This window comes from Nisaea nitritireducens, assembly GCF_014904795.1.
Classification (GTDB): domain Bacteria; phylum Pseudomonadota; class Alphaproteobacteria; order Thalassobaculales; family Thalassobaculaceae; genus Nisaea; species Nisaea nitritireducens.
In genome coordinates this window covers 25,081-48,343 of record NZ_JACZFS010000013.1, presented here as the reverse complement: position 1 = coordinate 48,343, position 23,263 = coordinate 25,081, and the positions used below count along the sequence as shown (strand labels likewise).

The 23,263-nt window shown below is 59.6% G+C and carries 21 protein-coding genes and 2 tRNA genes; 11 read left to right on the top strand and 12 right to left on the bottom strand.

Translation table 11 applies throughout. From position 1 onward, the window contains the following. Positions 1-91 precede the first annotated feature (91 nt). The 4 genes from IG629_RS04855 to IG629_RS04840 all read right to left on the bottom strand — a co-directional run bounded on the left by IG629_RS04855 (position 92) and on the right by IG629_RS04840 (position 3,731). Positions 92-1,162, bottom strand: coding sequence for a GNAT family acetyltransferase (locus tag IG629_RS04855; protein WP_319025012.1), 1,071 nt, complete (start codon positions 1,160-1,162; stop codon positions 92-94). An 11-nt stretch (positions 1,163-1,173) separates the two neighbouring features. After that, positions 1,174-2,028 (bottom strand): 3-mercaptopyruvate sulfurtransferase, encoded by an 855-nt coding sequence (gene sseA, locus IG629_RS04850; RefSeq protein WP_193170857.1) that lies wholly within the window; start codon positions 2,026-2,028, stop codon positions 1,174-1,176. A 24-nt stretch (positions 2,029-2,052) separates the two neighbouring features. Further along, on the bottom strand, positions 2,053-3,054 hold the full coding sequence (locus IG629_RS04845; protein ID WP_193170856.1) for a cysteine synthase A: 1,002 nt from the start codon (positions 3,052-3,054) through the stop codon (positions 2,053-2,055). A 107-nt stretch (positions 3,055-3,161) separates the two neighbouring features. After that, a complete protein-coding gene (locus tag IG629_RS04840) occupies positions 3,162-3,731 on the bottom strand; it encodes a GNAT family N-acetyltransferase (RefSeq protein ID WP_193170855.1) in 570 nt (189 codons plus the stop codon). A gap of 164 nt (positions 3,732-3,895) precedes the next feature. On the opposite strand from IG629_RS04840, the gene IG629_RS04835 reads away from it, so the two are divergent. Both IG629_RS04835 and IG629_RS04830 read left to right on the top strand, forming a co-directional pair. Then, the gene (locus IG629_RS04835) at positions 3,896-4,414 is read left to right on the top strand and encodes a SixA phosphatase family protein (RefSeq protein ID WP_193170854.1); all 519 of its coding nucleotides are present in this window, start codon (positions 3,896-3,898) and stop codon (positions 4,412-4,414) included. Beyond that, positions 4,411-6,003: a CYTH and CHAD domain-containing protein gene (locus tag IG629_RS04830; protein ID WP_193170853.1), complete on the top strand. Its 1,593-nt coding sequence runs from the start codon at positions 4,411-4,413 to the stop codon at positions 6,001-6,003. Before IG629_RS04835 ends, IG629_RS04830 begins: the two co-directional genes overlap by 4 nt. On the opposite strand, the gene IG629_RS04825 is transcribed toward IG629_RS04830, so the two are convergent. The 4 genes from IG629_RS04825 to IG629_RS04810 form a co-directional block, all read right to left on the bottom strand. Next, positions 5,992-7,092, bottom strand: a complete 1,101-nt coding sequence (locus tag IG629_RS04825; protein WP_193170852.1) for a CaiB/BaiF CoA transferase family protein — start codon at positions 7,090-7,092, stop codon at positions 5,992-5,994. The two genes, IG629_RS04830 and IG629_RS04825, sit on opposite strands and share 12 nt — an antisense overlap. Before the next feature lie 127 nt (positions 7,093-7,219). Then, positions 7,220-7,294: transfer RNA gene (locus IG629_RS04820), tRNA-Asn, on the bottom strand. 203 nt (positions 7,295-7,497) lie between these two features. Further along, positions 7,498-7,571: transfer RNA gene (locus tag IG629_RS04815), tRNA-Cys, on the bottom strand. A gap of 86 nt (positions 7,572-7,657) precedes the next feature. Continuing rightward, positions 7,658-8,734, bottom strand: a complete 1,077-nt coding sequence (locus IG629_RS04810; RefSeq protein ID WP_193170851.1) for a tartrate dehydrogenase — start codon at positions 8,732-8,734, stop codon at positions 7,658-7,660. Between the two features lie 139 nt (positions 8,735-8,873). Between IG629_RS04810 and IG629_RS04805 the strand changes: the two genes are divergently transcribed. From IG629_RS04805 to IG629_RS04790, 4 genes are all read left to right on the top strand, one after another. Then, entirely contained in the window at positions 8,874-9,533 is a 660-nt protein-coding gene (locus IG629_RS04805; RefSeq protein ID WP_193170850.1) for a protein-L-isoaspartate O-methyltransferase family protein, read from the top strand. Positions 9,534-9,608: 75 nt separating this feature from the next. After that, positions 9,609-10,970 (top strand): TolC family outer membrane protein, encoded by a 1,362-nt coding sequence (locus IG629_RS04800; RefSeq protein WP_193170849.1) that lies wholly within the window; start codon positions 9,609-9,611, stop codon positions 10,968-10,970. A 94-nt stretch (positions 10,971-11,064) separates the two neighbouring features. Then, positions 11,065-11,754 carry a DUF2497 domain-containing protein gene (locus IG629_RS04795; protein WP_193170848.1) on the top strand — a complete coding sequence of 230 codons (690 nt, stop codon included), beginning with the start codon at positions 11,065-11,067 and terminating at the stop codon, positions 11,752-11,754. Positions 11,755-11,884: 130 nt separating this feature from the next. After that, positions 11,885-14,527 (top strand): valine--tRNA ligase, encoded by a 2,643-nt coding sequence (locus tag IG629_RS04790; RefSeq protein WP_193170847.1) that lies wholly within the window; start codon positions 11,885-11,887, stop codon positions 14,525-14,527. A gap of 12 nt (positions 14,528-14,539) precedes the next feature. On the opposite strand, the gene IG629_RS04785 is transcribed toward IG629_RS04790, so the two are convergent. Together IG629_RS04785 and IG629_RS04780 are read right to left on the bottom strand one after the other, a co-directional pair. Continuing rightward, the gene (locus IG629_RS04785) at positions 14,540-14,986 is read right to left on the bottom strand and encodes a thermonuclease family protein (protein ID WP_193170846.1); all 447 of its coding nucleotides are present in this window, start codon (positions 14,984-14,986) and stop codon (positions 14,540-14,542) included. 15 nt (positions 14,987-15,001) lie between these two features. Further along, complete coding sequence (locus IG629_RS04780; protein WP_193170845.1) at positions 15,002-15,907, bottom strand: HAD-IIA family hydrolase; 906 nt, start codon at positions 15,905-15,907, stop codon at positions 15,002-15,004. Between the two features lie 168 nt (positions 15,908-16,075). On the opposite strand from IG629_RS04780, the gene IG629_RS04775 reads away from it, so the two are divergent. Next, entirely contained in the window at positions 16,076-16,255 is a 180-nt protein-coding gene (locus IG629_RS04775; RefSeq protein ID WP_193170844.1) for a hypothetical protein, read from the top strand. 32 nt (positions 16,256-16,287) lie between these two features. Beyond that, the gene (locus IG629_RS04770) at positions 16,288-17,790 is read left to right on the top strand and encodes a M81 family metallopeptidase (protein ID WP_193170843.1); all 1,503 of its coding nucleotides are present in this window, start codon (positions 16,288-16,290) and stop codon (positions 17,788-17,790) included. 123 nt (positions 17,791-17,913) lie between these two features. On the opposite strand, the gene xth is transcribed toward IG629_RS04770, so the two are convergent. Further along, positions 17,914-18,684 (bottom strand): exodeoxyribonuclease III, encoded by a 771-nt coding sequence (gene xth, locus IG629_RS04765; RefSeq protein WP_193170842.1) that lies wholly within the window; start codon positions 18,682-18,684, stop codon positions 17,914-17,916. A 115-nt stretch (positions 18,685-18,799) separates the two neighbouring features. Continuing rightward, positions 18,800-19,231: an iron-sulfur cluster insertion protein ErpA gene (erpA, locus tag IG629_RS04760; RefSeq protein WP_226886459.1), complete on the bottom strand. Its 432-nt coding sequence runs from the start codon at positions 19,229-19,231 to the stop codon at positions 18,800-18,802. 128 nt (positions 19,232-19,359) lie between these two features. On the opposite strand from erpA, the gene IG629_RS04755 reads away from it, so the two are divergent. The 3 genes from IG629_RS04755 to IG629_RS04745 are packed head-to-tail and all read left to right on the top strand — an operon-like array spanning position 19,360 to position 23,261. Next, a complete protein-coding gene (locus IG629_RS04755) occupies positions 19,360-20,568 on the top strand; it encodes a deoxyguanosinetriphosphate triphosphohydrolase (RefSeq protein ID WP_193170841.1) in 1,209 nt (402 codons plus the stop codon). Further along, positions 20,569-22,326: an arginine--tRNA ligase gene (argS, locus tag IG629_RS04750; protein ID WP_193170840.1), complete on the top strand. Its 1,758-nt coding sequence runs from the start codon at positions 20,569-20,571 to the stop codon at positions 22,324-22,326. After that, positions 22,323-23,261, top strand: coding sequence for an SPOR domain-containing protein (locus IG629_RS04745; protein ID WP_193170839.1), 939 nt, complete (start codon positions 22,323-22,325; stop codon positions 23,259-23,261). Before argS ends, IG629_RS04745 begins: the two co-directional genes overlap by 4 nt. Positions 23,262-23,263 lie beyond the last annotated feature (2 nt).

Below are 23,263 nucleotides of genomic sequence, written 5' to 3'. Positions count from 1 at the left end.
GGGGGGGGGGGGACTAACGGGGGACCCTCCGGAAGGGCGCGCTGCGAGATATCGCGCGCGCCCTTCGCATTTCTGATTCAGGGATCCTGGTTCAGTGCATCACACCGTCGGCCAATGGAAGTTTTTCCGCAGCCTCTTGATCCCGGAACAGGCTGTTCGGCGCATGTCCGCGCTCGGACGAGTGTGGGGGAAGCGGCAGCCCGGCAAGCCGGGGATCGGGCAGGATCTCGACCTCCCGTGCGTAGGGCACGAAACCGGCCCTCTGGTAGTTACCGAGAGCGCGCGGGTGATCGAGGTCACAGGTATGAACCCAGACTCGCTTGGTCTCGGGCCGCCAGGCCAGATCTATCGCCGCATCGATGAAGTAGCGTCCTATACCCAGACCGATGAAGCCGGGCAGCAAGCCGAAATAGGACAGTTCCACGTTTTTGCCGTCTTCGCTGCGCTCTAGTTCGCAGAAGCCGGCCGGCTCTCCATCCACTTGCAGCAGATAATACTCCGCTCCGGAGCGAGAGAGCGTTTTTGCCAGTGTGTCGTCATCCATGATCCGGCGAGAAACCCAGACCCAGTCCCCGCCAACCCCGTCATAGAGGAACCGATAGAAACGCACGCTTGGAGTGGCCATGGGCTCCAGCGTTACCCGCTTTCCGATCTCCGGCGGTCGTGCCGGTTCCCGGTCCGGGCGTGCCAGCATCTCGAGGTGGATAACCATCGTCTCGGTTTGCCCTACTTGCCAGTCCGGCGCCGGCCGGAATCTCTTTGCCATGACAAGGCGCTCTTCCTCGTCATAACCAAGACGCTCGTAGAAGGCCTTTACCTTGGAATTTGTTGGCCGGATCATGAGCTGGGCCTTACCGACGCCACGCTCTTTCAGCCAATTCTCGGCGGCGGCCATGATCTCTCGGCCGAGGCCGCTTGTCTGTCGGTCGGGCGCCACACCGACGTAATAGTACCAGCCACGATGTCCGTCATGACCGACCATGGCTGCGGCTGCTAAACCGGCGTTGTCGAAGCCGAGCAAAATTTCTGCATTGTGACTGCGCTGGCAGAACCGGATGTCCTCATAGGGATCGTTGTGCGGCACGGTCAGACCGGAAGCTTTCCAGAGGGCGACAACGGAATCGATGTCGCCGCCCGCAATTGGGCGCACGCGCAAAGTCACCAAAGCCTCCTTCAGGATGTTTCGACTGGTGTCTCGGGGTGTGCACCCCATTCGCTCCAGGAGCCGTCATAAACGGCCACATCTTCCTTGCCGAGCAGGTAGAGGCCGAGCGAGAGAATGCAGGCCGTTACGCCGGACCCGCAGGTGGTTGACACCGGCTGCCCGAAATCAAGACCAAAATCGGCTTCGAAGCGGCTGCGCAAGGCATCTGCCGGAAGGAAAGTCTTGTCCGCATTCAGCAGATTTCCATACGGAAGACTGATGCTGCCGGGAATATGCCCGCTGCGGAGTCCGGCCCGAGGTTCGGGGGCGGTTCCCGCGAAACGGTCGGCCGCCCGCGCATCCAGAACAGAGCGGGTCCCGCTGCCAATATTGGCCTTGAGAGCCGGCAGGTCGGTTACCAGCGCCTCACGGAAAGTCGCGCTGAAGGCGGCTGCCGGCTTTGTCTCAGCGCCTGAGGCCGTTGGACGCTTTTCCGCCAGCCATTTTGGCAAGCCGCCATTCAGGACAGCGACCTTGTCATGACCGAACAAGCGGAACATCCACCAGACCCGCGCGGCGCTCATCATGCCGTACACGTCATAAACGACGACGAAATCATCGTTCGAGATGCCCAGCGCGCCGACCTTGGCCGCAAAAGTCGCTGCATCCGGGATCATGTGAGGCAGGCTGGCCGCAGGGTCTTTTACATCGTCGATATCGAAACGTACGGCGCCCGGAATATGCTTTTCGAGATATTCGGCGTTCGCGTCCCGGTCCACGTTTGGCAGGTGATAGCTGGCATCGAGGAGCTTGACCGTCGGGCTGTCGATATTCTCTGCCAGCCAACTTGTCTCCACGAGCGCTTTTGGGTTCGTGTATTCCATTGTTTTTCCTCCCGTTCAGCGTCTTCAGGCGAGCCAGCTCGGCACCGGCAGTCCTTTTTCTTTCAGGAACTCCGGATTGAAGATCTTGGTCTGGTAGCGGTGCCCCCAGTCGCACAGGATCGTCACGATGGTGTGGCCGGGGCCCATCTTTTTGGCGAGTTTTACAGCGCCCGCGACATTGATGCCGGTCGAGCCGCCCATACAGAGACCTTCTTCCATCAGCAACTTGAAGATCACATCGAGTGCTTCCTCGTCCGTCACCTGGAACGGCGCATCGACAGTGATGCCTTCGAGGTTCTTCGTGATCCGGCCCTGGCCGATACCTTCGGTGATCGAGCCGCCTTCGGATTTCAGCTCACCGTGGGCATAGTGATTGAAGATCGCAGAGCCCATCGGGTCGGCAAGGCCGATGGTGATGTCCGGATTGCGCTCCTTCAAAGCCATGCTGACCCCGCCAATGGTCCCGCCACTGCCGACCGAGCAGATGAAACCGTCGACTGTACCATCGGTCTGATCCCAGATTTCCGGCCCTGTTGTGGTGTAGTGGCCATGGCGGTTGGCGACATTGTCAAACTGGTTGGCCCAGATTGCGCCGTTAGGCTCGCTCGCGTTGATTTCTTCCGCAAGACGGCCGGAATACCGCACGTAATTGTTCGGGTCCTTGTAGGGGGCCGCTGGAACCAGCCGAAGGTCCGCGCCGACGAGGCGCAGCATGTCCTTCTTCTCCTGGCTCTGGGTTTCCGGCATCACGATCACGGAGCGGTATCCGAGCGCATTGCCGACCAGGGCAAGGCCGATGCCCGTATTGCCGGCTGTTCCCTCGACAATGACGCCGCCGGGGCGCAGCGCTCCGCGCTCTTCAGCGTCGCGGATGATCGCGAGTGCTGCGCGATCTTTCACCGACCCGCCCGGATTGAGGAACTCGGCTTTGCCGAGGATGGTGCAGCCGGTTTCCTCCGACGCGCGCTTCAGTTTGATCAGCGGGGTATTGCCGATTGTGCCGACGAAGCCATCGCGAATTTGCATTCTTTTTTCTCCGGTATTACGTGCGGGCCATCAGGCCCCGAACTTAGTGTTCGATCCGTCCGCTTACCAGTTCGTTTGACTTTAATGTGTTCGGGGGCGTGCGGATTTCACAGTTTCTTTTCCTGCATGGATCGACGCAGGGAAGCCCCGGCGAGACGATAAAGAATTTTCTCGCTCTTCAGCAACGGACCGAGTTTTTCGTAAAAGGCCGTCGCTTTCTCGTTCCAGGGGTCGGCTGTCCAGTCGATCTGTTCGACGCCGCTTTCTTCTGCCTGGCGTACCAGCTCAGCCATCAGGGCCCCGCCGACGCCGGATGTCCGGGCCCGTCTTGTTACGAAAAGATCCTGAATGAAAAAACTGCGCTGACAGCTGGCGAGCGCGAAGACTTCGGTATAGGCGATGAATCCTTGCAGCCCGTTGGACGTCTCGGCTACCAGCACCTTGAGATTGCTGTCCCGTTCGAACAGTTCCGCAGCCATGATATGAGCCATGTAAGAGCGCTGGTTTCGCGCCGGCAGGCCATAAAATGCGAGGAGCTCCTGTGCGAGCAATGCAAGCCCGTCGACATCGTTTGGTTCGAGCGGACGGATATCTGCGGCTTTTCCGGAGCCAGCTTTACTGCCGTTTGTCGCCGGGTCGATGAGCGCAGCATGTCGGGGGGTAGTTTCGGCGCTCATATACAATTCCAAAGGACAAACATAATGCGGTTCGTGCCAACCGCTTCGTTTGACCTTGGCGGCAGAGGCCGACGCTGTCAATTTAGCGCGTGGAAAAACGGGCTGAAGTTGAGATGGCGCCGAAGAATGACTGACCATACTCATCAGAAAACGGGAGCCGCCTGGTGAGCAAAACCCTGTTGTTGCTGCGTCATGCCAAGTCCAGCTGGAGTTCCCCCGCCCATAATGATTTCGAGCGGCCATTGAACCGGCGCGGCGAACGGGCGGCTGCGGTTGTCGGCATCATGATGAAGCAGGAGAAGGTTGCTCCCGATCTCGTTCTCTGTTCATCGGCGCGGCGGACATTACAGACCAGGGACATTATTCGACCTTATCTGCCTCGTAATTGCCCGGTTGAGGAAACCGAGCGGATCTATGAAGCGAGTGTCGAGGATATCTTCTCCGTACTGTCCGAGCTTCCCGACACTGTTCAAAAGCCTCTACTGATCGGGCACAATCCCGGCCTGGCTCATTTGACCTTCGCTCTCTGCAGCGCGGCCGGGGGCGATGCGCTGGCACGGGTGCAGGAGAAGTTTCCGACCGGGGCTTTGGCGACGATCGAGCTCGATATCGACGCCTGGAAGGACATCGCTCCCGGTAAGGGACGGTTACAGCAGTTTGTGGCACCGAAGGATCTCGTATGAGCAAGAAGCCGGAGCCCCTGCCGACAGAATCGGAATTGCGGCTCGCGATTTCGGAGAAATGGGTCAATCGGCTGAAACGGCTGCCGCTATTGGTAAAATCCGCAAGCGAGCGGGCGAAGACGACCCACCTTAAATCGACATATTTCGACACGCCGGATAAACAGCTTGCCGCTGCGGGCGTAAATCTGCGCATCCGGGAGATGGGGCGCCGGAAATTGCAGACCCTCAAGATTGGTAGCGGCTGGCAAGCCGGTATCACGGAGCGGATCGAGATTGAAGGCTGGGTCAACGGGGACGAACCGACCCTTGATCTTATTCATGCGCAGGAAATTCGCGATCTTCTCATCCGGGACGGGCTATGGGACCGCCTACAACCGTCCTTCGTTACCGACTTCCGGAGAACCAGCCGGCTCGTGAAATACGCGGGCCGGTTCGGAGATGCCGTTATTTCCGCCGATCTGGATATCGGAGAGATTCGCTCGGGCGCCCGCAAAACGGCAATATGTGAACTGGAACTCGAGCTAAAGGACGGTCAGCCGACTGCGATCTTCGAGCTGGCAAGTGCCATAAATGACGACGTGCCGGTCCGAATCGAATATCGCGGCAAGGCCCTGCGGGCGGAGGAGCTGCAAGCTCCCTCGGAGCCACAGCCGACCAAAGGGCGACGTCCTCCTTTGGTTCGGGGAAGCAGGATCAATGAATCGGCCGTTGCTATTCTGAAAGCCTGCCAGACACAGATCGCGGCAAACGAGTTTCCAATTCTCGACACGATGGCTCCTGAAGGGCCGCACCAGATGAGGGTGGCGGTCCGGCGTTTAAGAGCTGCACTCGGAATGTTCCGGGCATTCGGTGACATTGATTTGACTGAGCGTGTCAGAGAGGAGGGGAAATGGCTTGCCGGCTCCCTCGGCCAAGCCAGGGAGTGGGACGTCTACATTGCGGAGCTGCACGACCCGGTTGAGGCCGCTCTCGGCGTCGACATACCGGCCCTGAAGGAACTTCGGGCCCTTGCTCAGGCTCGACAGGAGGCTGGTTACAGAGACGCCCGGGCGGCCGTTGCATCGGCCCGTTTCACGTCGTTCCAGCTGCAACTGGGTCTGCTGATAGAAACGCTGACATACTCCCAGGGAAAGGGCGCTTTCGACCACCTGGCCCGGAGCGAGGAATTCGCCGCCTCGAAGCTGGAGAAGCGGTACCGCAAGGTCCGGAAAATGGGGAGAACGGCTCTCAAGGGCAACACTGCGGCGAAGCATGAGCTCCGGCTTGAAATGAAAAAGATGCGCTATGCGTCGGAATTCTTCGCGTCCCTGTTCGAGCCAAAGAAAGCCAAGATCTTTTCCAAGACTGCCGCCCGCTTGCAGGATCTGCTCGGCTACGCGAACGACTACGCCGTATGCATTGAGCAAATGGAGTCTCTTGTTGCCCCGGAGACCGGAGCGAACATGCCTGCTCTCATGAAAGCATCGGGAATAGTCATAGGGTGGCACGGCGCTGAGATGGCACGCGCCGACCAGGACATTGAAGATGCGTGGAATCGTTTTCTGGATGCCGGACGGTTCTGGCCAAAACCACATCGTTCAGCGAGCTGATGCGCCACCTCTGAGCTCGGCGAGAATCTCGTCGGTGTGCTGTCCTCTGTAAGGGCTTTCTGGTGCCGGTGCCGGTTTCTTGCCGTCGAATCGCGGTGCCGCTGCCGCTTGCAGCCGGCCATCGACATCCTGCCAAACCCCGCGCGCAGCCATATGGGGGTCGGTTACGGCCTCATCTGGCGAAAGCACCGGCCCAACGCAGGCATCGCTGCCATCGAACAAAGCGAGCCAGTGCGCCCGCGGTTGGCTGCCAAACAGGGTTGCGAGCTTGCTGCCTAGATCCGGCCAAAGGGCCTCTTCGAACTGCTGTTCGAACGCCGAATCGCCTTCAAGCTCCAGGCGCTCTAGAAAGATCCGGTAGAATTTCGGCTCCAGACACTGAACAGAGAGATAGAGGCCGTCGCCGCATTGGTATGTGCGACTCCAGTGCGGACCGTCCAGCAGGCTGTGGCCCCGTTCGGTATTGAAGGAGCCTGCCGCGCGCAGCGACATCAGCAAATTCATCATATGCGCCGAGCCGTCGACAATCGCCGCATCGACCACAGTGCCTTGTCCGGTCGTGCGGGCTTTCAGCAGGGCCGAGAGCATGCCGATTACCAGATAGAGCGCGCCGCCACCGATGTCCCCGACCAGGGTCGGGGGCGGGAAGGGGGCTGTTCCTGCCGGGGAGGCATACCAGAGCGCCCCCGATAGCCCGATATAGTTCAGATCATGACCGGCCTCCCGGGCTTTGGGGCCGTCCTGTCCCCAGCCTGTCATCCGGCCGTAGACAAGGCGGGGCTGTACCGCGAGACATTCGTCCGGCCCCAGTCCCAATCGCTCCATCACTCCGGGACGGAACCCCTCGATCAGCCCGTCGGCGGTTTTCAGTAAGGCCTTCAGTGCTGAGACGTCCTCCGGCGCCTTGAGATCGAGAGCTATGGACCGTTTGCCGCGATCGAGCAGGTTGCTTTCGCCTTTGCCTGGAACATCAGAAGCGGTCTTGCGATGCACCGTGATTACATCGGCGCCAAGGTCGGCAAGCAGCATGGCGGCGAATGGAGCGGGGCCGAGGGCCTCGATCTCGATGATACGGACATCAGACAGCATGTGCGGCATCCAGCGGCTCGGGAAGGGGGTTACATGGTCGCTGGAAAGGCCGCGCGCGGCAATGGCGGGGAGGCTTGCGCTGAACAACAAAAAAACGGCCGAAACCGAAGTTTCGACCGTTTTTAATTGGCTCCCCGGGACGGATTCGAACCGCCGGCCAAGCGATTAACAGTCGCTTGCTCTACCGCTGAGCTACCGGGGATCAGCGGCCCGCCGGGGGTGTGCCCCGACGAGGTGGCGGTATATAGCAGCGCTTTTCGGCGAGTGCAAACCCGAAACGTGACAGTCAGGCAATTTTCGTACGCGCGTTTTATAGGGTGCCCAATTCACGCACTGAAACTGCCATGAGAGGCTCCGATGGAGCGCAAGTCATGGAGATCATGCGTGAATTTTATGGAAGGAAGCTGGAGGCCCGGGCCGGAATCGAACCGACGTACAAGGATTTGCAGTCCTCTGCATCACCACTCTGCCACCGGGCCAACAGGGCGCGATAGGTAGCCCCCCGCTCCACGTCCGTCAATGTCTTTTCATGGGGATGTGCACTGTGTGAAACAAAAGGCCTGCATCACACATTCCCTTTCGACAATGCGGCAAGCACTGCGTCGGTCACCTGACGTGTTGTCGCGGTCCCGCCGAGATCGCGCGGCAGAACCGAGCCGTCCGCCGTAACCCGTTCTATTGCGGACATCAGCCGCGACGCTGCGTCAGTTTCCCCGAGATGTTCAAGCAGCATGGCGCTGCTCCAGAATGTTCCGATCGGATTCGCCACGCCTTTGCCGGTGATGTCGAAGGCAGAGCCGTGAATCGGCTCGAACATGGAGGGCATATCCCGCTCAGGCCGCAAATTCCCCGTCGGTGCGATACCGAGCGAACCGGTCAAGGCGGCGGCGAGATCGGAGAGCACATCGGCGTGGAGATTGGTAGCGACGACCGTATCCAGGCTTTTCGGGTCGAGCACCATTCGCGTGGTCATCGCGTCGACCAGCATCTTGTCTGTCTCGACATCCGGATAATCGGATTTGATTCGCTCGAACACGCTGTCCCAGAACACCATGCCGTGCCGCTGGGCATTGGATTTCGTCACAAGCGTCAGTTTTTTCCGCGGGCGGGATTGCGCGAGCTCAAACGCAAAGCGCTGGATTCGTTCGACACCGACCCGCGTGAAGATGGAAACGTCGAGGCCGACTTCCTCGGGCAGGCCAATGTGAGCGCGACCGCCGGCACCGGCATATTCGCCCTCCGAGTTTTCGCGGACGATAACCCAGTCCAGGTCTTCTGCCGTGACGCCTGCGAGGGGGCCCTTGATGCCAGGGAGCAGGCGGGCAGGGCGGACATTGGCGTATTGATCGAGGGTCTGACAGATCTTCAGGCGCAAGCCCCACAGCGTGATGTGGTCAGGAATATCGGGGTCGCCGGCTGATCCGAACAGGATTGCGTCGAATCGGCGCAGCGTATCGACCCCGTCCTCCGGCATCATCTCGCCGTGCTTGCGATAATAGTCGCCGCCCCACGGGAAATGTTCGAACGATAGCTCGAATTCTTCGCTGCCTGAGGCGAGCGCTTCGAGAATTTCGACGCCGGCATCGATAACTTCCGGGCCAATGCCATCACCGGGGACAGCGGCAATTTGATATTTTTTCATGGCGATTATCGTTGCGACCGATGACCGGCCGTTCCTCCCTTGGGTGGTATCTGGATTGTGTTCAAAAACCCCTCAAAGTATAACTGCCGCAAGGCCGACTAACGGCCTGCCTTTTCACATGCTGGAGCACTGTCGCGAAATGACGGACTTCGCCACTGCACGCCACAACATGGTCGAGAGTCAGATCAGGACGAACAAGGTCACCGATACGGCGATCATTGACGCTTTCGAAGGCGTTCCCCGGGAGCTGTTCGTCCCCAAACAGTTGATGGGCGTCGCCTATGTCGACGAGGATCTGAACCTTGGCAACGGTCGGGTTCTGATGGAGCCGATGGTTTTCGCCCGATTGCTTCAGATCGCCTTGCCGGATGCGACTGACGAAGTGCTCGATGTCGCTTGTGGCTGCGGCTATTCGACGGCCATCCTGTCGCGCCTGGCCGGGACGGTCTATGGCATTGAGCAGGATCAGGAGCTTGTCAGCAGCGCCAACGAACGGCTTGGGTCGCTGGATGTCGACAATGCTGCGATCGTCGCGGGCGATCCGCTCGGCGGATACACCAAGAAATCACCTTACAGCCTGATCGTTATCGGTGGCGGGGTCGAGCGCATCCCGGAATCGATCATTGATCAACTTGCCGATGGCGGAAGGCTGGTCACGATACTATATGAGAACGGTGCGCGGCAGGGTAACGCCGTGCTCGTCGAAAAATTCGGGTCTACGGTTTCCAAGCGGGTGGTTTTCGATGCGTCCGTGCCGTTGCTCCCGGAATTCCGGAATGAGCCGAAGTTCGTTTTTTAGACTCTCACGTTTGCTTTTGTTAAAGCGGAAAGATCTCGGATGACACGGGTGACGGGTATGAAAAAACTGCATCGCATGGCCGCGATGCTGACAGTGTCAGCATGCATTCTTGGCGTTTCTGCACCGCCAGTCACCGCCGAAACGCTTTCTGAAGTGCTTGCCTATACGTACCGAACCAATCCAACTCTCAATGCCGCCCGGGCGAACTTGCGTATCGTCGATGAAGGCGTTCCGCGGGCAAAGGGTGGGTGGCTACCGTCTGTTTCATCGACACTAACTGCCGGCTTCGCGAAAACCGACGTGGACACCAACGTATCGTCCAACGACGGCAGCACGACGCCGAAATCGGCCGTCGTTACGGTCACTCAGCCTATCTACCGTGGTGGGCGAACGGAAGCGGACGTCAATTCGGCCGAATATAGTGTGCAGCAAGAGCGCGCCAACATGTTCGATACGGAACAAAACACGCTGCTCAATGCACTTACCGTTTACATGAACGTCATTCGAGACCAGTCCGTTCTGGAACTTCAGAGAAAGAACCGGGCGCGCCTGGAAACCCAGCTTCAGGCTACGCGGGATCGTTTCGAAGTCGGTGAAGTGACACGTACCGACGTCGCCCAATCGGAAGCTCGGGTCGCCGTTGCCGAAGCCGATTTGATCCAGGCTGAAGGCAATCTGATCAGCTCCCGTGTGGCCTTTGAAAGGATCGTCGGTTCTGTCCCGATTGATTTGGAAGAGCCGGACATCGATACCTTCCTGCCTGAAAGCCGGGAAGAGGCTGTCGAGCAATCGGTTATCAATAACTTTTCCCTGATCGCCGCCAAATTTGACGAGCGGCGCCTTGGCGAGACGATTGATCTGGTGTTCGGCGAGTTGCTGCCGACCGTGAATCTTGTCGGTGCTGCCGAATATGCCGAGGACAGTGGTTTTAACGACGACAAAACGACCGAAGTTTCCGTTAGGGCTCAGGTCATTATTCCGATCTATCAGAAGGGGCAGGTCTCCGCGCGTGTCCGTGCTGCTAAGGAGAACGCGAACCGCTCCAGGATCGTTGTTGAGTCGATTCGCCGCGATACGGTCGATCTCGCGGCGCGCGCTTATGAAGCTTGGCAGACGTCAGTAGCTCAAATTTCGGCTCTTAATGCCAGTGTCGATGCGGCCGAAATCGCGCTCGACGGTGTTCAGCAGGAAGCTACCGTGGGTGCCCGGACAGTGCTTGATGTGCTCGATGCCGAGCAGGAGCTGCTCGACTCGCAGGTCAGTCTTGTCAGCGCAAACCGGGACGAAGTGGTGGCTGCGTATACGCTTCTGCTCGCAATGGGCAAACTTACAGCGGCCGATCTCGACCTTGATGTCGAATTCTACGATTACGACAAGCACTACCGGGATACTATCGATCGCGTCTGGGGAACAGATGTGTCCGGAAAGCTACCCTGACCGCCCGGAACTACTGGCGGGACGACAGGCTGGCGTTTCATAAACTTGTAGGATACCCTTTAAGCCTCTTGATTCCTTGTGGGTTTGAGTCTGGATGAGTGATACGGCGCAAGAACCGTCGATGGAGGAAATCCTCGCCTCGATTAGGCGAATCATTTCCGAAGACGGTGAGGAGGGCGAGGAAGCCCCACCCCCCGAAGAAGCTGCCGAGCCAGAGCCGACTCCGGAACCGGAGGCCGAGCCTGAAGCGGAGCCTGAACCTGAACCCGAGCCCGAACCGGAGCCAGAGGCTGAAGCAGAGCCTGAACCCGAACCGGAGCCTGAAGTAGAGGCCGAACCGGAGCCCGAAGCGGAACCTGATTTCGAGGAAGAAGAAGACGTCCTCGACCTGACGGATATGGAGGAAGAACAGCCAGAGCCGCTGTTCGACGAGCAGAAATTTGCCGAAGACGAGCCGGAACCTGCTCCCGCGCCGCCTCCGCCACCACCTCCGCCGCCTTTGCAAGAGCCGCAGCAAGCGCCGCCGAGCGAAGGGCTGGTTTCTCCGCCTCAGGCCGCGGAAACGGTCGATGCGTTCAGCCGTCTGAATGAGAAGCTGAACGAGGATTACCACGAGCTGCCGATCGGCAACGGGGCCATCACGCTTGAACGGCTGACGCGCGAATTGATGCGTCCGATGCTCAAGGAATGGCTCGATCAGCATCTGCCGATGATGGTCGAACGGCTGGTTCGTGAGGAAATCGAGCGGCTGGTGATGCAGTCCCAGCGCCGCGATCCCTGGTAAGAACCGTTCTGTCCGGGCTTTCCGGGCTGGAATTCCAACCGATGATGCCCTAAACCTGCTCTCCTTCCGGGGAGCAGGTTTATTGCTTGTTTCCTGAAACCGGTTTCACGACAAGGCCAAGGGCATCACCATGCTTGGAAAGACATTCGAAGCGGCCGCGGTTGAGCGGACCCATTACGAGAACTGGGAAAAGGCTGGCGCTTTCGCCGCCGATCCGAGCTCGAACAAGGTTCCGTACACCATAATGATGCCGCCGCCGAACGTTACCGGCAGCCTGCATATGGGGCATGCGCTCACCTTCACCATTCAGGACATCCTGGTTCGCTATAAACGGAAAACCGGCAAGGACACGCTGTGGCAGCCGGGAACGGATCATGCCGGCATCGCCACCCAGTCTGTCGTCGAACGGCAACTCGCCGCAAAGCAGATTGATCGGCGGGACATAGGCCGGGAGGCTTTCGTCGAGAAAATTTGGGAATGGAAAGCCGAATCAGGCGGAACCATTACCAACCAGCTCCGTGCTCTCGGTGCATCGCCAGATTGGCCGCGCGAGCGTTTCACGATGGACGAAGGCTGTTCGGAAGCGGTTGCGAAGGTCTTTGTCGAGTTGCACAAGCAGGGCCTGATCTACAAGGACAAGCGCCTTGTGAACTGGGACCCGAAGCTGCATACGGCGATTTCCGATCTGGAAGTGCAGCAAGTCGAGAGCAAGGGGCATCTCTGGTATTTCCGCTATCCGCTGGAAGACGATCCCAGCCGGTATATCACTGTCGCAACGACCCGCCCGGAAACCATGCTTGGTGATAGCGGCATCGCGGTGCATCCGGATGACGAACGCTATAAGGATCTGGTGGGGAAATTCGCCATCCTGCCGCTGGTTGGCCGCCGCATCCCGATCGTTGCCGACGAATACTCCGATCCGGAAAAGGGTTCAGGCGCGGTCAAGATGACGCCAGCCCATGATTTCAACGATTTCGAGGTCGGCCGCCGGCACGACCTGGAACAGATCAACATTTTCGATAGCCATGCGCGCATCAACGAGAACGCGCCGGAGGCTTATCAGGGGCTAGACCGGTTCGACGCCCGCAAGAAGATCGTCGCGGACATGGAAGAGGCCGGTCTGCTGGAGCAGATCGAGGATATCCAGCACACGGTCCCTCACGGCGACCGTTCAGGTGTCGAGATCGAGCCCTGGCTGACTGACCAGTGGTACTGCGACGCCGAAACCCTGGCGAAACCCGCCATTGAAGCTGTTGAGAGCGGAAAAACCCAGTTCGTGCCGAAGAGCTGGGAGAACACCTATTTCGACTGGATGCGTAATATCCAGCCCTGGTGCATTTCGCGTCAGCTCTGGTGGGGGCATCAGATCCCGGCCTGGTACGGCCCGGACGGCACCATTTTCGTCGAGGAATCGGAAGAAGCAGCGCAGGCTGCAGCGGATGCCCACTATGGTGCGCCGACCGAGATCACCCGCGACGAAGACGTGCTTGATACTTGGTTCTCCTCGGCGCTCTGGCCATTCTCGACCCTCGGCTGGCCGGAAAAGACGCGGGAACTGGATCGTTATTATCCGGGCGACGTACTCGTCACCGGTTTCGACATCATTTTCTTCTGGGTCGCCCGGATGATGATGATGGGCATTCATTTCATGGGCGAGGTGCCGTTCTCGACGGTCTATATCCACGCCCTGGTCCGCGATCAACAAGGCGCCAAGATGTCCAAGTCCAAGGGCAACGTGATGGATCCGCTCGACCTGATCGAGAAATTCGGCACGGACGCGCTGCGTTTCACCCTGACCGCGATGGCGGCGCAGGGCCGTGACATCAAGCTCGCTGAGAGCCGGATCGAAGGTTACCGGAACTTCACCACCAAGCTCTGGAACGCGGCCCGCTACGCTGAAATGAACGAATGCCAGTGGGACGCGTCTTTCGAGCCGAAAGCCGCGACGCAGATAGTGAACCGCTGGATCATCTCCGAGCTGGCGGAAACGGAAGCCAAGGTCTCCAAGGCCATCGACGACTATCGGTTCAACGAGGCAGCGGGCGCGCTCTATCACTTTATCTGGGGCACCTACTGCGACTGGTATCTGGAATTCACCAAGCCGATTCTCTCTGGCGCCGACAAGGCGGCCGCGGAAGAAACCCGGAAGGCAACGGCATGGGTGCTGATGCAGGCCATCAACTTGCTGAACCCGCTGATGCCGTTCATTACCGAGGAGCTGTGGTCTGCCTTTGGTGGCGAGGGTCAGCTGATCACCACGGCCTGGCCGGAGGGATTGCGGGAAGCTTCGGACGCGGATGCCATCGCCGAGATGGACTGGGTGGTTCGGCTGATTTCCGAAGTGCGCTCCATCCGCTCGGAAATGAACGTCCCTGCCGCTGCGAAAATCGATCTGCTGTTGAAGGACATGTCCGCTCAAACAGTGGAACGTCTGGAGCGGAACCGGGATGTGATCATTCGTCTGGCCCGTCTGGAGAATATTTCGGCGACGGACGATATTCCGACCGGCGCTGTTCAGGGTGTGATCGACGAGGCAATGATTGTTCTGCCGATCGCCGATGTGGTCGATCTGGCCCAGGAACGCGTGAGGCTGGAAAAGGATCTCGGCAAACTCGACGGTGAGATCATGAAGCTGGACAAGAAGCTCTCGAACGAGAGCTTTACCTCCCGGGCTCCGGCCGAAGTGGTCGAAGAAAACCGTGAACGGCTGGCTGACGAGAAGGCCCGACGGGACAAGCTGTCTGCCGCGCTGGAACGGATCGCCGCACTCTAGGGTGTTAACAACCTAATCCAGAACGCTTTCCCAAAGCCCGCGCTTCCCGGCGCGGGCTTTTTCTTCGGCCGGCCTGTAGGCATCGCCCGCTTCATCGGCAACGGCCCAGCCGGACAGCACCATCTCGTTCGACAGATCCTTCTTATTGACGATACAGCGGGCGTTAAAGGTTTCCACGGCCACGCAGCGGGCCTGCTTTCGGTCCGCCAGTTCCTGCAGATGCTTCTTTGCGGCGGCGCCGCAGAGCCAGGGCAGGGCGCCGCGCAGGCATTTCTGACGGGGGCTCGGTGCAACGATCCCGAACAACCGGATTACGCTTCTGTCTATCTGGATGGTTCCGGCATCAATAACGCGGGCTTCGCCTTCGATGACGATCGGCTTCTTGTCCGCTGCCATTGCGGCGTTTGAAAAGCCGGTCAGACAGAGGAGCATCGATAGCAAGAGGACTGGCGCATGCATGCGGTCGCTCCATGATTAAATCGACGGTGCGATGAAATCAGGCCAGATTCCGCTTTCTTCTGCAAGGGTGAGGGGATCTTTTCCACGTGTGAAGCCGGTTTCGACCAACAGGGCCTTCATGCCCCGGGCCCGTCCGCCGAGCACGTCCGTATGGAGCGTATCGCCAACGCAGAGTACCCGCTCCGGGGGAATATGGGCCAGGTCACGCATGGCCATCTCATAAACCGGGCCGAAGGGTTTGCCGAGAAAGACCGGCTCGATCCCGGCTTCGTCCGCAAGCTGATGCGCCAGATACCCGGGCTCCAGGCTCATTGCTTCGGTATAGGGGGCTGTCAGGTCCGGGTTTCCGACAATGACGGGGCGGGGGTGGCGCTTGAAGCTTTCGAGGATCGGCGCGAAATCCTTTCTCCAGAAATTATCGCAATCCAGCAGTAGAAGACCGGCTGCCTCATCAATTTCGACGGTGTCATCCGGCCAGGCTCGGATGTCATGGCCCCCCGGAGGAATGAGGCGGGAATCAAGACCTATCGCGGCCCAGAAACCGTCCTTGCCGCTCTCAAGCATATCTTCCAGCAGACTGACACCAGCGAAAATCTCAGATTCCTCGAACAGATATCCGCGCGCGCGATGGCTTTCACACATCGCCGCGATGCTCTTTGAGCCGTCGTTCGAGACGACGCGGACGGCAACGCCCGCTTTGCGGATACAATCATAAGCCGCCGGACCTTCGGGGATGACCGGCGGGCCGAGGCTGAGCACCCCGAAATTGTCGAGGATGACAGCATCGAATTCTTCGATGATCTCGGCAATTCCGGATATACGGCGCGGCGTGACAGGCGGCGGTGCGGGAGGCAGCCGGTGCGCCCAGCGCAGATATCCGGCCCAGCTATCGTCGAACGTCAGATATTCCCTCGCGCACATGCCTGTCAGTCCTTCATTCGATCGGATTTTGGAACCGGAGCGGTTCCAGAAGAATTCATCCGGGCAAATTGCCATCGCGCATGGCCCATGAGTAAGATGTCAGGCATTGATTACAGGCAGATGCACCCTCTGCCAACGCCCCCTCATCTCCGAGGGCACGGAATCTGAATGATACAATACAAATGCAGGACCGGGACTGAGCAGGAGCCGCGCCGCTGGCGCAGCGCCGAGTTCGTCGGTCTTGTCGTCTTTATTCTCATCTGCGTGGCCGTTCTGCCTTTCGTGCGGGACAGTTACATCCTCCAGGATGTCTGGGTTTCGCTCTGCGGCGCCATCGGCATCAACTAGCTTAGACATAACCTTCGGACGGGAGAGCCCGAATGGCGCGGATTATCATCGGCGGCTTTCAGCACGAGACCAACACATTCGGCCCTAGCAAGGCGGCACTCGACGCCTTCACCAGCCCCGGGAGTTGGCCGGCACTGGTCACCGGTGCGCCCCTGTTCGAAGCGGTCAAGGGGATCAATATTTCTGTCGCGGGTTTCATCGAGCAGGCCCGGGCGCTCGGGCATGAGTTGGTGCCGACGAGTTGGGCCGCGGCGTCCCCTTCAGCTCATGTAACAGACGAAGCCTACGAGCATATCGCCGGATTGATCCTGAAGGGCATCGAGGCTGCCCTGCCGGCCGACGCGATCTATCTCTGCCTGCATGGCGCGATGGCGACGGAGACCTATGAGGATGGCGAGGGCGAGTTGCTGCGCCGGGTACGGGCGCTTGTCGGAGACGACTTCCTGCTTCTGGCCAGCCTCGACCTGCACGCGAACGTCACTCCGGAAATGGTTTCATGGGCGAATGGCCTCGATGCCTACCGGACCTATCCGCATATCGATATGGCCGATACCGGCGCCCGAGTAGCACGCCGGCTGGATGCTCTCATCAAATCTGGCCGCAAGCCTGTCCATACTTTCGAGCAAATCCCGTTCCTGATGCCGCTGGTCCGGCAATGCACGATGGCCGAACCTGCCGCAGGTCTCTACGCGATGATTCCGGAGTTGGAGGCGGCGCATAACGTCTCGCTTTCGTTCGCAACGGGCTTCCCTGCAGCCGATATACATCATTGCGGGGCCTCTGTTTTCGCATATGGAGACGACGAGAAGAGCGTGAAACAGTCGGTGAAACAGTTGGTTGATGCTATCTGCGCCAAGGAATCGGAATTTGCGGCCGTGCTGCCCGATCCGGACGCGGCAGTACGTGAAGCGATGCGCATCGCCGCCACAGCGGACCGTCCGGTTGTCATAGCGGATGTGCAGGACAATTCCGGCGGCGGCGCCGACAGCGACACGACGGGGCTATTACGGGCCCTGGTCAGTAACGCTGCCGAGGGAGCGGCGATTGGCCTTCTGGTCGATGCCGAGGCTGCCTTGGCTGCGCATGAAGCCGGTGAGGGGGCGGAGATCAGGCTGGCTCTCGGCGGCAAGTCACGCGTGCCGGGAGATGCACCCTTTGAAGGCACGTTCCGGGTCGAGGCGTTGTCGAATGGAGAATTCACGGCGACCGGACCGTTCTATTCCGGCTCCCACATGCGGCTTGGCCCGTCAGCCCGGCTCAGCATCAATGGGGTGCAGGTTCTGGTCGGCTCCCGCAAGGTGCAGATGGCCGACCGGATGATGTATCGTTTCCTCGGCGTCGAGCCGGAACAAATGAAGATTCTGGTGAATAAAAGCTCGGTGCACTACCGCGCCGATTTTGCACCGATTGCCGCGGAAATCATCGAATGTGCGTCTCCGGGGCCGGTTTTGGCCGATCCCGCGGCGCTACCGTGGAAACATCTGCGCGAAGGGCTGCGGACACGGCCGCTGGGAGAGCCGTTTAAAGCGGGGTGAGAAACGTCCCTCAAACCGTCATTCCCGCGCAAGCGGGGACCCAGGGAAGTCAGAACGCGCTCCATGATCGACTAGGTCCCGGCTCTCCGGCCGGGATGACGTTTACTTAAATTATCAACTTAATTACGCCGCGAGTTCGATCCAGACCGGGGTATGGTCCGAGGCTTTGGGCTTGCCGCGTGGGCCTGAATCTATGCCGGACGCCTTCAGCCGGTCGGCCGCCTGCGGCGAGAGCAGCAGATGGTCGATACGAACGCCGTGATCGTTCTGCCAGGCACCGCCCTGATAGTCCCAGAAGCTGTAGCGGTGCGGCGCGGTGTTGAAAATCCGGTAGGCGTCCGCATAGCCGAGATTGAGGATGGAGCGGTACGCGGCGCGGGATTCCGGCTGGCACAGCGCGTCATCGGCCCAGCCGGCCGGGTCATGCACGTCTTCATCCATTGGCACGACATTGTAATCGCCCGCCAGCACGACCGGCCCCTCGCTTTGCAGCAGGGTTTCAGCCCGGGCCTTCAGGCGCTTCATCCAGCCGAGCTTGTAGGTGAACTTCTCGGTCGTGATCGGATTGCCATTCGGCAGATAGATCGAGGCGAAGCGGATGCCGCCGATGGTGCCCTCAACATAACGGGCCTGCTCATCAGCGTCATCGCCGGGAAGTCCAACCAGCGGATCCTTTATCTCGTGCTTTGAGAGGATGGCAACGCCGTTATAGCTCTTCTGGCCGTGCGCCAGGATCTTGTAGCCGCGTTCCTCGATTTCGAGGCGCGGGAAATTCTCGTCCACGGTCTTGGTTTCCTGGAGCATGGCGACGTCCGGCTGAAAGCTGTCGAGCCATTCCAGCAGGTTCGGGAGCCGCGCCTTGATCGAATTGACGTTCCAGGTGGCCGCTTTCATGGGGAGTCCGTTCCGCGAAGAGCTTGAAGTGTGACGAGCAGGCAGTCTGCCCGCGCGGCATCGCGCGGCCAAGACACTTTGCCGGATATCTAGGAAATTGGCGCGTTAGCGTCTGTCAGAGGGAGAAAGAGGTACCGCAGCCACAGGAAGACGAGGCGTTCGGATTCGTGACCTGGAAATAGGCGCCGAGCAATTCGTCGACATAATCGAGCACGCCGCCATTCAGCAAATCGAGGGACGTATCGTCGACGATAACCTTCATGCCGTGGCTTTCGAAGACGTGGTCGTCTTCTTTCATCACATCGTCGAAACCGAAATCGTATTGGAAACCGGAGCAGCCGCCACCTTCGACGCCGACGCGCATGAATTTACCGTCGCTGTTCTCTTCCAGCTCAAGCAGGACCTTGATCCGCTTGGCCGCGCTTTCGCTCAATCCGAAGCTTCGTTCGCCGGCACCCGGAGGTACTGCGGCACCACTGTCGTCATGGTTTTCAGCGAGGCTCATCGCCGCTCCATTCGTCGCGTTCGAATTTCTGACCGTGATCATAATACGATCCCTGAAGGAAAAGTAATGCTTCAGGCCCTGAATTCAACTGTTTTCGGGCCCTTGGCATTGCGCGGAAGGGCGCCCGAGAGTAGGTTCCGCGCAGTTCGAATCGCACTTGGTCCCTGTATATGCCCGAGTCTCAAAACTGGACGTTCAAACAGCAGTTCGCGCCCTATGCTGCGGATTTCAGGAACAGCCGCGGCCGGCAGTTCCCGGAGCCGGAAGCGCGCGAGCGCACGCCGTTCCAGCGAGATCGGGACAGGGTTCTGCATTCCGGCGCTTTCCGGCGCTTGGAATACAAGACGCAGGTCTTCGTCTATCACGAGGGTGATTATTACCGTACCCGGTTGACCCACAGCCTTGAGGTGGCGCAAATCGCGCGGTCTATCAGCCGCTCGCTCGGCTTGAACGAGGATCTGGCGGAAGCTCTGGCCCTGGCGCACGATCTCGGCCACACCCCGTTCGGCCATGCCGGCGAGGATGCTCTGGACGCGGTGATGAAGCCTTATGGGGGCTTTGATCACAATGTGCAGACGGTTCGGGTCCTGACCCTGCTGGAACAGCGCTACGCGTCCTTTGACGGCCTTAACCCGACCTGGGAGACCATTGAGGGGATCATCAAACATAACGGGCCGCTCACAGACAGGGACGGAACCAGTGATGTACCCCCGATTATTACCGAGTTAGATTCGAAACTTTCATTGCAGTTAAGTGGTTTTGCCAGCGCGGAAGCCCAGATTGCGGCACTTTCCGACGATATCGCCTATCACGCTCATGATATTGACGACGCGCTGCATGCCGATCTGTTCGATATCGAAATAATGCTCGATGTGCCGCTTATCGGCCCTATCGTATCCGAAGTGATGGATAGTTACGGTACGCTCTCCCGCGCCAAGATGGTGCAGGAAATTGTTCGACGACTGATCGGTGCGATGGTCGAGGATCTGCTTGGGGAAACTCGGCGAAGACTAGCGGAATACCGACCGAATTCAGCCGATGAAGTCCGCAGCGCGCCTGTTCCGCTAATTGCTTTCTCCGCCGAAATGGAGGAACAGAACCGCACATTGAAAGCGTTTCTGTTTCACAACATGTATCGTCACTACAAAGTGAATCGCATGGCCAGCAAGGCCCGCCGGGTGGTAACGGACATGTTCGAGCTGCTGATGGCGGAACCGAACTGTCTTCCGGCACAATGGCAGCGCACCGGCAACGATCAGCCGGGGCAGATTGACGATACCAAGCAAGCGCGCCTTGTCGCCGACTATATCGCAGGCATGACCGACCGCTTTGCGGTGATTGAGCATGCCCGTCTCTTTGATCTAAACGCGAAGACTTAAATGAACGTTTTCAGATACTTTCAGAACAAACTTGATGCAGCAATAGAGGCTCTGTCCGCCGAGGGAGCACTACCCGCCGGCCTGGATATCAGCCGGGCGAGCGTTGAGCCTCCACGCGATCCGAGCCATGGGGACATTGCCACGAACGCTGCTATGGTGCTGGCCAAGCCCGCGAAAATGAAACCGCGCGACATCGCCGAGTTGCTGATCTCCAAGATGCGCGACTGGGAAGAGGTGAGCGAGGCCGAAATCGCCGGGCCCGGTTTCATCAATCTGCGGATCGTCGACGGTTTCTGGCGCAATGCCATTGCCGGATTGCTGAAGGAAGGCCTGGATTACGGCCAGTCGGATGTTGGCGCTGGCAAGAAGGTGATGGTGGAATATGTCTCCGCCAACCCGACGGGACCTCTGCATGCGGCCCATGCCCGCGGTGCTGTGGTTGGCGATGCGCTGGCCTCGCTTCTTACCAAGGCCGGTTTCGATGTGACGCGGGAGTATTACGTCAACGATGCAGGTGCTCAGGTAGACGTTTTGGCCCGTTCCGCTTATCTCCGCTACCGCGAGGCCCGGGGCGAGGATATCGGCACCATTCCGGAAGGCTTTTACCCGGGCGAATATCTGAAGGATGTCGGTGAGGCGCTTTCGGCGCGCGACGGCGGGAAATGGATGCAGTCGCCGGACGAGGAATGGCTACCTGAAGTGCGGTCCTTTGCCATCTCCATGATGATGGAAGGGATCAAGGAAGACCTGACCGGTCTCGGCGTCGATATGGAGATCTACAGCTCCGAGAAGGCTTTGGTCGATGCCGGTGCGGTCGATGCCGTGATGCAGACACTGGAGGAGCGCGACCTGCTCTATACCGGCGTGCTGCAGCCGCCGAAGGGCAAGACTCCGGATGACTGGGAGCCGCGCCCGCAGCGCCTGTTCAAGGCAATGCAGTTTGGCGACGATGTCGACCGGCCGATCCAGAAATCGGACGGCAGCTGGACGTACTTTGCCAATGACGTCGCCTATCACCTCGACAAGTACAATCGTGGCTTTGCCGAGATGATCGATGTCTGGGGCGCGGATCATGGCGGTTACGTGAAACGCATGAAGGCTGCGGTGAAGGCGGTAACCGGCGGCGAGGGCGACCTCGACATCAAGCTCTGCCAACTTGTCCATCTGATGGATGACGGCAAGCCGGTGAAGATGTCCAAACGTGCGGGAACCTTCGTGACCCTGCGCGATGTCATCGATTCGGTCGGCAAGGACGTGTTGCGTTTCATCATGCTGACCCGCCGCAACGATCAGACGATGGATTTCGATTTCAAGAAAGTGACGGAGCAGAGTCGGGAAAACCCGGTTTTTTATGTGCAATATGCCCATGCGCGCTGCCATTCCGTCTTGAGGCATGCCGCTGAAGCGCTTGATGGGGCCGATCTTTCGACCAACGGGCTGGCACCGGTAGTGCTCGACGGCTTGACCGATCCGGCCGAGCTTGGTCTCATGAAACTGTTACTTGGATGGCCTCGCACGGTTGAAGGCGCTGCCGAAGCGCACGAACCGCATCGGATCGCCTTCTATCTCGGCGAGGTCGCTGCCGGTTTCCACGGTTTGTGGAACAAAGGCAAGGAAGACACGACTTTGAGGTTCCTGGTCGATGATGATCGCGAATTGACCATGGCCCGGCTGGCTCTGGTCCGGGCTACACAGACGGTCATTGCGTCCGGCCTCTCGGTCATCGGGGTTGAGCCCGTGGAGGAGCTGCGCGCATGAGTCTGCATTCGGGAGCGCCGGAACGGCCGCGGATGATCGAGGAAGAGGACCGTCCCGGCCCGCCGCCGCTCATGTCCGAAGAAAAGACCAAGGGCAGGGGATTGACCATCCTTGCCGCGACACTTGCGGTCGCAGCCTTCGCGGGGATCGTCTGGTACGCCTACGACCAGGGCCGCCGGATAGGCAGCGAAACTGCCGCACCGCTGATCAAGGCCGATACCGCGCCGACCAAAGTCCGGCCGGACTCTCCGGGCGGGATGGAAGTTCCGCATCAGGACAAGCTGGTGCTCGACGATCTCGGTTCCGGAAGAGGAGCCCAGAACGGCGAGAGCCGGGTGGAGCGGCTGTTGCCGCCTCCGGAGACACCGCTGCCGCCGCCGGAGCCCCTGTCGATCCCGACGAATGACGCGACTCAGACGGCGGAAGCGCCGGCACCCAGTGCACCGGCTGTAACACCAACTCCGGCCCCGGCCCCCTCGGCAACCGCCGTGATCCCGCCAGCTACGAAACCGGAAGCCACAAAACCGGTTGCGACGAAGCCGGCAGACAGTGCGACGAAAACGCTTGTGCCTCCTCCGCCCGCTATTCCTGCTACGAAGGTCGAGACACCGGCAACGGCTCCCGCGCCGAAGCCCGCTGTGGCAAAGGCACCTAAACCGGCTCCTGCTCCAGCGCCGGCCCCGGCTGCGACCGGAGGATTCAACATTCAGGTTGCCGCCCTGCGGAGCGAGGATGCCGCCGCGAAGGAATGGAATAGAGTAAAAGCTGCAAACATTGTTTTGCTTGCCGCTCTCGGGCCGACCTACCAGCGGGTCACGACCTCCAACGGCGTGTTTTTCCGGGTGCAGGGCGGTCCGTTGAGCGAAAATGCCGCGCGTGACATCTGCACGGCCCTGAAAGCCAAGGGTCAGGCCTGCCTCGTAGTCAAACGCTAGAC